The sequence below is a fragment of the Falsiroseomonas oryziterrae genome (genome assembly GCF_021864505.1).
GTDB classification, from domain to species: Bacteria; Pseudomonadota; Alphaproteobacteria; order Acetobacterales; family Acetobacteraceae; genus Falsiroseomonas; species Falsiroseomonas oryziterrae.
Genome location: NZ_JAKJIB010000177.1, coordinates 1 through 8048 on the forward strand (window position 1 = coordinate 1; position 8048 = coordinate 8048).

Below are 8048 nucleotides of genomic sequence, written 5' to 3' on the forward strand. Positions count from 1 at the left end.
CCCTCGAGGCCCGCGCGCGCGCCGGCGGCCCCGATGCCCTGGCCGCCGAATTGCCGCTCTTCGCCGCGCCGGCACCGGGCGTGCCGAAGCCGGACGCCCCCGCCGGCGCCCTGCACGCGGCGCTGGCAGAACTCGACCCCGATACCCTATCGCCACGCGAGGCCCATGAGGCCCTCTACCGCCTGCGCGCCCTGCTCGACCCGCCGATTGCCGCAATGCAACACGACGACACTATTGCCACCGGCTCCAAGACGGTATCGTGACCTTGTGATGCCGATGAGCCTCGCGCATGCGCCGGACGCGGCGGGGTCTCCCGCCGGCGAGACACCGGACGTCCTGCCGGACCTGGTCGCCGCGCTGCTCGAGGGCGGTCGGCCGGTTCCGCGCGACGCTGCGCTCGGGCTCCTGCGCCGCCAGCTCGGCCGCATCCAGGGCAAGGTGCAGCGCGCCTTCGAGGCCCATGAGCTTTCGGGACTCGCCGCCGCGCGCTGGCTCGCCGCGCTGACCGACGGCCTGGTGGCCGCGATCCACACCTACACCGTCGCCATGGTGCCGACCGGGCCGGAAGGCGGCGCCGCGGCCGAGCCGCCCTTCGCGCTGATCGCAACCGGCGGCTACGGCCGTGGCGTGCTCGCGCCCTATTCCGACATCGACCTGCTGTTCCTGTCGGATCGCCCGCTCGGAGCCCAGGGACGGCGCGCGGTGGAGTTCATGCTCTACCTGCTGTGGGACCTCGGCCTGAAGGTCGGGCATGCGACGCGCAGCGTCGCCGAATGCATCGAGGATGCGCGCGGCGACGTCACCGTGCAGACCGCGCTGATCGACGCGCGCTTCCTGGCCGGCGAGCGCGGCGTGTTCGACCGCTTCGACGCCGACTTCGCCGCGTTCCGCCGCCAGTCGGGCCTCGCCGCCTTCCTCGCCGCGAAGCGCGCCGAGCGCGCGGCGCGACACGGGCGCTACGGCGACAGCCCCTTCCTGGTCGAGCCGCATGTGAAGGAAGGGCGCGGCGGCCTGCGCGACCTGCAGACGCTCTACTGGCTCGCCCGCCACGCCTTCGGCGTGCAGCGCATGCCGGAACTCGTCGGCAAGGACAGCCCGGGCGGCGGGCTGCTGACGCCGCAGGAAGCGCGCGCGATCCGCCGCGCCTGGAATTTCCTTTGGACCGTCCGCTTCCACCTCCACTACGTGACGGGACGCGCGGAGGAGCGGCTGACCTTCGACCTGCAGCCCGTGGTCGGCGCCCGCATGGGCTACACGCGCCACGGCGTGCAGGACGGCGTCGAGCGCTTCATGAAGCACCTGTTCCTCACCGCGCGCGACGTGGTGCGGCTGACGCGCCTCCTGGAGCCGGGGTTGGAGCGCGCGGCGCTCGGCCCGCCCGCGGTGCAGCCGCCGGGCGACGCCGCGCTGACGGCCGCAGGCATGGCGCTGGCCGACGGCAAGGTGCTGTTCGCGCCCGACCGCGTCGTGGCGGACGACCCGGCGATCATGCTGCGCCTCGTGCGTGCCGCGCGCGACCGCGGGCTGGAGATCCATCCGCTCGCCTTCCGCGCGCTGGTGCGCAACGCGCGCTACGCGGTGCGGCTGCGCGAGGACGCCGCCGCTGCCGCGCTCTTCCTCGACGTGCTCTCGGGCAAGGACTCGGCGCGCTGGCTGCGCGTGCTGAACGAGGTCGGCTTCCTGTCGCGCTTCATCCCCGACTGGGCGCGCATCGTCGGGCTGATGCAGTTCGACACCTACCACGTCTTCACCGTGGAAGAGCACACGATCGAGGCGATCGGCGTGCTCGGCCAGCTCGAGCGCGGCGAGCTGGCGGAGATCGCGCCCGTCGCCTCGGAGCTGATCGGCCAGGTGCAGTCGCGCCGCGCGCTCTATGTCGCGGTGCTGCTGCACGACATCGCCAAGGGCCGCGGCGGCGACCATTCCGAGCTCGGCGCCGAGATCGCGCTGGAGCTCTGTCCCAGGCTCGGCCTGACGCCGGAGGAGACGGAGACCGTCTCCTGGCTCGTGCTGAACCACCTGCTGGTCAGCCAGACCGCCTTCAAGCGCGACATCGACGACCCCAAGACCATCCTCGACATCGCCGAGACCGTGCAGTCGCCGGAGCGGCTGCGGCTGCTGTTGGTGCTCACCGTCGCCGACATGCGCGCCGTCGGGCCCAAGGTCTGGAACGGCTGGAAGGCGACGCTGCTGCGCGAGCTCTACTGGCGCGTCGCCGAGGTGCTGGCCGGCGGCCTCAGCGTGCCGGAGCGCGACACCCGCGTCGCACGCGCCCGCCAGGCCGCCGCCGCGCTGATCGCCGACCTGCCGCGCGAGGAGGTCGAGCGCTTCCTCTCGCTCGGCTACCCCGGCTACTGGCTCTCCTTCGACCCGGAGACGCATGCGCGCCACGCGCGGATGATCCAGGAGGCCGACAGCGCCGGCGCGCCGCTGACGGTTCGCACCAGGGTGATCGAGGCACGCGCCGTGACCGAGGTGACGGTCTATGTCACCGACCATCCGGGCCTGTTCAGCCGCGTCGCCGGCGCGCTGGCGGTGGCCGGCGCCTCCATCGTGGATGCGCGCATCCACACCCTGACCAACGGCATGGCGCTCGACACCTTCTGGGTGCAGGACGCCGCCGGCGGCGCCTTCGACGCGCCGCACCGCCTCGCGCGGCTCGCCGTGCTGATCGAGCAGGCGCTGTCGGGCCGGCTGAAGCTGGAAGCCGAGATCCGCAAGCTGCGGCGGGAACCGGCGCGCCTCCGGGCGGTGCAGATCCCGCCGCGCGTCGTCGTCGACAACCACGCGTCCAACTCGCACACGGTGATCGAGGTGAACGGCCGCGACCGGCCCGGGCTGCTGCATGACGTCACCGCGGCGATCAGCGAGCAGGGGCTGCAGATCGGCTCGGCGCACATCACAACCTATGGCGTGCGCGCGGTGGACGTCTTCTACGTGAAGGACATCTTCGGCCTGAAGGTCGAGAACGAGCGCAAGCTGACGGCGCTGCGCGAGGCCCTGCTCGCCGCGCTCGGGGGGCCAGAGGCGCCCTCCGCGCCGGACCAGGCCGTCCGGGCCGTCTGAACGCCCGGAAGCGCGTCCCCGGCCGTCATCGCCAGCCATACGGCCGCCCATGGTAGCCGGGATAGCCGCGCCAGCGCGAAGTGCCGTAGCCGCCGTAGAAGCCGAGCGAGATGCTCGGCGCCCAGTAGGGGTACGGATAGCCGTACGGATACGCATGCGGATAGGGATAGCCGCCGTAGTACCGATAGGGTGGTGCGTAGCCGGCCAACCCGTAGCCCGGCTGCACCGTGTTGCCCGCGCTCGTCATGCACTGCGCGTAGGCCGTGTCGTAGGCGGCCTGCAGGCTGCCCGTGGTCGCGGCGGCCACATTCGTCCCGATCGCGCTGCCAGCGACCAACCCGGTGCCGGCGCCGACCGCCGCACCGGCGCCCGCCTGCCCGGTGGCGGAGCCGATCAGCCCGCCAGCGACCGCGCCCAGCGCGGTGCCGACCGCGGCGCTGCCGACCGCCGCGTTCGTTCCAGCCTGCACCGCCGGGGCGTAGCCGATCCGACCGAAGGCGTAGTTGCGGCAGTAGACGTCCTCGCCCTGGAAACGCTGCAGGTCGCGCCCGGGCGCGGGCAGCGCGAGCACGGTCGGGCCGCTGGGCGGCACGGCCGCACATCCCGCCAGGGCAGGCGCGATGAAAAGGGGCGCGAGGAGCATCAGCCTCCGCATCGTCGAGGCATCCTTGTTCGGCCGTTCCCTTCAACGCAGTGCCGGGCACGGCGTCCCCGCCGCCATTCCCGCGCACGGCGAACGCCCGCACGCGCCGCGCGTTGCCCCAGCGCAGCGGGAGCACGGGAATGGCCGAGGAGAAAGGGCGGAAGGGCGGCCGGTCCTTCACCGGCAAGCTGGACATGCGTACGAAGACGGCGCGGCCGACCTCCGTCGGGCCGCACCATGCGCGCGACAAGCAGGAGGATCCGTCCAACCCCGGCATCCGGCCGGAGGAGGGCTACGCCGCCGAGATCGCGCGCAACAACGCGGCGGCGTCGCAGCAGCCCGGCGGCGCGGTCGCGCAGAAGGTGAAGCCCGCGCCGGACCGGACGGCGCCGAAGCCTGAGGAGACGGAGGCGACGTCCAACCCGCCCCGCGGCACGCCGCCCCTCCGCGGGACGGCGAAGGAATAGGCAGACCAAGCCTGTCTCTCTATCTCCCTACGGACTAAAGGGAAGAGGGCAAGCCAGCATGACGGACACACGGCCAGCTCGGCTTGCGGTGCTGATCGACGCTGACAACGCGCAGCCATCGATCATCGGAGACTTGTTTACCGAAGTTGCAAGATACGGCGTGCCGGTGATCCGGCGTGCCTACGGCGATTGGACGACGCCGAATCTAGGCGGCTGGAAGGATCAGCTTCACGCCCACGCAATCAAGCCGATGCAGCAATTCGCCTACACTTGCGGCAAGAACTCGACTGACAGCGCAATGATCATCGACGCGATGGACCTGCTTCACTCGAAGCGCTTTGACGGCTTCTGCCTCATCTCGAGCGATAGCGACTTCACGAGCCTTGCGAGCCGTATCCGAGAGGAGGGCCTGCTCGCGCTCGGCTTCGGAAACAGGCAGACGCCGCAGGCTTTCGTGGCCGCTTGCAACCGCTTCATCTATACGGACCTGCTTCGCGCGCAACACTCTCCACCGCCGAAGGCAGAGGAACGCCAACCGGCTCTGCAGGCTGCACCGGTCGCGTGGGAACCCGCGCCTGTCGAGCTGTTGAAGAACTCCGTTGAAGCGGCGGCCGACGAATCCGGATGGGCTTACCTGTCAGCTGTCGGCGGTAAGCTCGCACAACAGGCGCCTGACTTCGACAGCCGCCGCTACGGGCACCCTAAGCTCAGCGGCTTGTTCAAGTCGTTGCCCGAGGTGTTCGAGATGACTCGCCAGAAGCAAGGCGACAGCATGCCGCACTGGCTGGTGAAGGTACGGACCGCAGCCTGACCGCGCGGGGTCAGCGAGACGGCTGCGCCGGGCGCTCGGAAGGCGCTGGCCCCAGCAGCCCGCCCACCGCGCCACCGATGGTCCCGCTCCCCATTGCGGGCGGCGGCGCCATCGCGGCAGGCGGCGGGTCGCGTACCACGCCGCGCAGCATCCCTCCCAGCCCGCCTTCGTTGTCGCCGGGACCGGGGCCGTTGATGATCAGGCATTCGGGCATGGGACGGCAGCCGGTCGGCGCGGGCGGCGTCTGCGCGGCCGCGGCGCCGGCGGCCAGCAGCAGAAAGAGAAGGGCACGCATCACGGACCTCCCTCGCCCGGGAAGGGGCGCATCGACACCGCGCGGAAGCCGATCGCCACAGGCCGCGCGAAGCTCTGGCTGACCGAGAAGCCGCGCGAATCGCTGCTGGCGCTGCGCGCCCCGGCACCCTCCGGCGCATCGCCCTGCGGCGACAGCGGCGTGCCGCGCGCCGAGACCCCGGCCCCGGCCTCCACGCTGCCTTCGATCCGACGCTCATGCTCGATCCGGCGCGTGAGGTAGACGTAGTAGACGAGCCGCAGCTCGACGCGCCCGCGCGGTTCCTCCGGCCGGCCGAGGATCTCGGCGCCGAGCGCGTGTCGCACCACCGCGTCCAGGTAGCGCGTGCTGCAGACGAAGCGCCGCTGCTCGCACCAGCTGCGCAGCACCACCACCGCATCGCCCGCGGCGATGCCGTAGCTCAGCGCCTCCGGCACGCTCATCCGGTCGGTCTGCACGGCGCTGCGCCGGCCGCGCGCCGCGCCGAGCCAGGATCCGCCCTCGGCCTCAAGCTGCGTGGCGCGCCGCGTCTCGAAAGCGGGGAACATCACGAGGGAGAGCGGGATGCCGTCGGCAACCGCGACAGGCGGCGCGGCGCCGGGCTCGACAAGGCGCGGGCGCAGCCGCGCGACGGCGGCGAGCTGCTCGCTCAGGTCGACATGGCCGACGCGGACGGAGCGCGCGAGCCGGCTCGGCGCGATCGGCTCCTCGTCCTGCGTCTCGGGTGGGACCACGACGGCCCAGAGGTCGCCGACATGCAGATCCTCGGTCGGCGGATAGACGCCGCGGATGCCGAGGCGGGCGATGCTGTCGAACCATGCGTCGGCGACGCTCCGCCCATCCTCCGGCAGCGGCGGTGCATCCGGGCGCACTAGCGCGAAGACCAGCGCCGCGGCGGCAAGCGCGCCGAGGACGGGCGGCGCCAGGCGGCGTATCCAGGGGCGGCGTGCCGGGGCCTCGGCGGGCAGGTCGGGACGGGTGGCGGCGGTGCCGTCCATCTTCGCCTCCTTCCGGCCGGTGTGGCCGGCGAAGGAAGCTTAGGCATGACGACGGGCGAAGTGGAACGAAACTTCGCCGAAAGGTTGTCTCGCGACTATCCCAGCAACCGGCCGATCACCCGCGCCGTGTAGTCCACCACCGGCACGATCCGCCCGTAGTTGATGCGGGTCGGGCCGACCACGCCGATCGCGCCCACGATCCGCTGGTCCTGCGCGTTCCGGAAGGGCGCGACCACCATGGACAGGCCGGCGCTGTCGAAGAGCCCGCTCTCGGCGCCGATGAAGATCTGCACGCCCTCCCCGCGCTGGGCGAGGTCGAGCAGCCGCACCATCGTCTCCTGCGTCTCCAGCCGCTCGAAGAGCGCCTGGATCTCCTGCACGCGCTGCACCTGGTCGAGGTTCTGCAGCAGCTTCGCCTGCCCGCGCAGGATCAGCGTGCCGCCGACGCCGCCCGACCAGGTCGCGAGCCCCGCCTCCACCACCTGGTGCGTCAGCGCGTCCAGCGCGGTGCGGTTGGCCGCGATCTCTGCCTGCACGGCGATCCGTGCCTCGTCCAGCGTGCGGCCCGACAGGCGCGCATTGAGGTAGTTCCCGGCCTGCACGAGGGCGGAGGGCGGCAGGCCCGCCGGCACCTCGATCACCCGGTTCTCCACCTGCCCGTCGGCGGTCACCAGAACGACCAGCGCACGCCCGGGCCCGAGCGCCACGAACTCGATGTGGCGCAGCGGCGCCTCGCTCTTCGGCGCGACGACGAGGCCGGCGGCACCCGCCAGCCCGCTCAGCATCTGCCCCGCCTCGCCCAGCGTGTCCTGCAGGCTGCGACCGCCGGCGGCGCAGCGCGCGGCGATCGCGTCGCGCTCCTCCTCCGCCAGCGCGCCGAACTGCAGCAGTCCGTCCACGAAAAGCCGGAGGCCGCGCTCGGTCGGCAGACGCCCGGCCGAGGTGTGCGGGGCGTAGAGCAGCCCGGCCTCTTCCAGGTCGGCCATGACGTTGCGGATGGTGGCGGGCGAGAGCGCCTGCGGCAGGCGGCGCGACAGGGTGCGGCTGCCGACCGGCTCGCCGGTGGCGACGTAGAGCTCCACCAACTCGCGCAGGATGGCGGCGCCGCGGTCGTCGAGACCGGGCGGAAGGGCGGGGGTGGCCGGCGCCCGCGACGCGGCCTGGCTCAGGCTGGCGCGCGGCGGCCGGTGCATCGGACCCATGCGGAAGTTCCCGGACCGTCTTGCTTCGTAGGAAACGCTAGGGGCAGGGTCGAGGTTGGGTCAACATGGCGGCGATGATGCGGCGTGGGCTGTTCCTTCTCGGGCTGGTGCTGGCGGGGCCGCCATGGGGGCCGGCCGCGGCGCAGACCGATCCGGGCTACCGGATCGTCCCGCCGCCGCAGCAGGCGCCGCTGCCCTGGCAGGCCGCGCCGACGCCGCGGACGACGCCGGTGCCCGCCCCGCAGCCGCCCTTGCCCGACCTCTCGGCGAACTACGAGCGCCTGCGGCAGAGCCGGCAGGCGCAGGAGCTGGAGGAGATGCGCAACGCGCTGTTCGGCAACGCGGTGCGGCCGCGCGACTGAAGCGCGCATGCGCGCCGCACTGATGCTGCTGCTGCTCGCGATCGCCTGGCCGGCGCGGGCCGAGACGGATCCCTGGACCGCCTGCGCCCGCGCCATTGCGGCCGCCGAGCAGGGCGCCGGCCTGCCGCCGGGCCTTCTGCTGGCGATCGCCCGCGTCGAGAGCGGGCGGCCCCTGCCGCGGAGCGGCGAGCACGCGCGCCCCGGCGG

9 protein-coding genes and 1 pseudogene are annotated in these 8048 nt (G+C 72.8%); 6 read left to right on the forward strand and 4 right to left on the reverse strand.

The features are described from left to right. Both L2I40_RS14315 and L2I40_RS14320 read left to right on the forward strand, forming a co-directional pair. Positions 1-263 (forward strand): hypothetical protein (locus L2I40_RS14315; RefSeq protein WP_237215715.1); only part of this gene is annotated, 263 nt, incomplete at its 5' end. Positions 264-276: 13 nt separating this feature from the next. Continuing rightward, entirely contained in the window at positions 277-3066 is a 2790-nt protein-coding gene (locus L2I40_RS14320) for a [protein-PII] uridylyltransferase (RefSeq protein WP_237215723.1), read from the forward strand. Positions 3067-3091: 25 nt separating this feature from the next. Here L2I40_RS14320 and L2I40_RS14325 read toward each other — a convergent pair whose 3' ends face one another. After that, on the reverse strand, positions 3092-3658 hold the full coding sequence (locus L2I40_RS14325; RefSeq protein WP_272910964.1) for a glycine zipper family protein: 567 nt from the start codon (positions 3656-3658) through the stop codon (positions 3092-3094). Between the two features lie 191 nt (positions 3659-3849). Here L2I40_RS14325 and L2I40_RS14330 point away from each other — a divergent pair, with 191 nt between their 5' ends. Continuing rightward, on the forward strand, positions 3850-4176 hold the full coding sequence (locus L2I40_RS14330; RefSeq protein WP_237215716.1) for a hypothetical protein: 327 nt from the start codon (positions 3850-3852) through the stop codon (positions 4174-4176). Positions 4177-4234: 58 nt separating this feature from the next. After that, the gene (locus tag L2I40_RS14335; protein ID WP_237215717.1) at positions 4235-4987 is read left to right on the forward strand and encodes an NYN domain-containing protein; all 753 of its coding nucleotides are present in this window, start codon (positions 4235-4237) and stop codon (positions 4985-4987) included. A 10-nt stretch (positions 4988-4997) separates the two neighbouring features. On the opposite strand, the gene L2I40_RS14340 is transcribed toward L2I40_RS14335, so the two are convergent. The 3 genes from L2I40_RS14340 to hrcA all read right to left on the reverse strand — a co-directional run bounded on the left by L2I40_RS14340 (position 4998) and on the right by hrcA (position 7470). Next, entirely contained in the window at positions 4998-5282 is a 285-nt protein-coding gene (locus L2I40_RS14340; protein WP_237215718.1) for a hypothetical protein, read from the reverse strand. Beyond that, complete coding sequence (locus tag L2I40_RS14345; protein ID WP_237215719.1) at positions 5282-6277, reverse strand: hypothetical protein; 996 nt, start codon at positions 6275-6277, stop codon at positions 5282-5284. The genes L2I40_RS14340 and L2I40_RS14345 overlap by 1 nt, the downstream gene beginning before the upstream one ends. Positions 6278-6372: 95 nt before the next feature. Further along, complete coding sequence (gene hrcA, locus L2I40_RS14350) at positions 6373-7470, reverse strand: heat-inducible transcriptional repressor HrcA (RefSeq protein ID WP_237215730.1); 1098 nt, start codon at positions 7468-7470, stop codon at positions 6373-6375. A 74-nt stretch (positions 7471-7544) separates the two neighbouring features. Here hrcA and L2I40_RS14355 point away from each other — a divergent pair, with 74 nt between their 5' ends. Beyond that, complete coding sequence (locus L2I40_RS14355; RefSeq protein WP_237215721.1) at positions 7545-7841, forward strand: hypothetical protein; 297 nt, start codon at positions 7545-7547, stop codon at positions 7839-7841. A gap of 7 nt (positions 7842-7848) precedes the next feature. After that, positions 7849-8048, forward strand: a pseudogene (locus L2I40_RS14360) (hypothetical protein); the annotation flags it as partial.

Coding starts and splice junctions, on each gene's coding strand:
- L2I40_RS14320 (WP_237215723.1), top strand. CDS start 277: ATGAGCCTCGCGCATGCGCCGGACGCGGCGGGGTCTCCCGCCGGCGAG.
- L2I40_RS14330 (WP_237215716.1), top strand. CDS start 3,850: ATGGCCGAGGAGAAAGGGCGGAAGGGCGGCCGGTCCTTCACCGGCAAG.
- L2I40_RS14335 (WP_237215717.1), top strand. CDS start 4,235: ATGACGGACACACGGCCAGCTCGGCTTGCGGTGCTGATCGACGCTGAC.
- hrcA (WP_237215730.1), bottom strand. CDS start 7,470: ATGCACCGGCCGCCGCGCGCCAGCCTGAGCCAGGCCGCGTCGCGGGCG.
- L2I40_RS14355 (WP_237215721.1), top strand. CDS start 7,545: ATGGCGGCGATGATGCGGCGTGGGCTGTTCCTTCTCGGGCTGGTGCTG.
- L2I40_RS14345 (WP_237215719.1), bottom strand. CDS start 6,277: ATGGACGGCACCGCCGCCACCCGTCCCGACCTGCCCGCCGAGGCCCCG.
- L2I40_RS14340 (WP_237215718.1), bottom strand. CDS start 5,282: ATGCGTGCCCTTCTCTTTCTGCTGCTGGCCGCCGGCGCCGCGGCCGCG.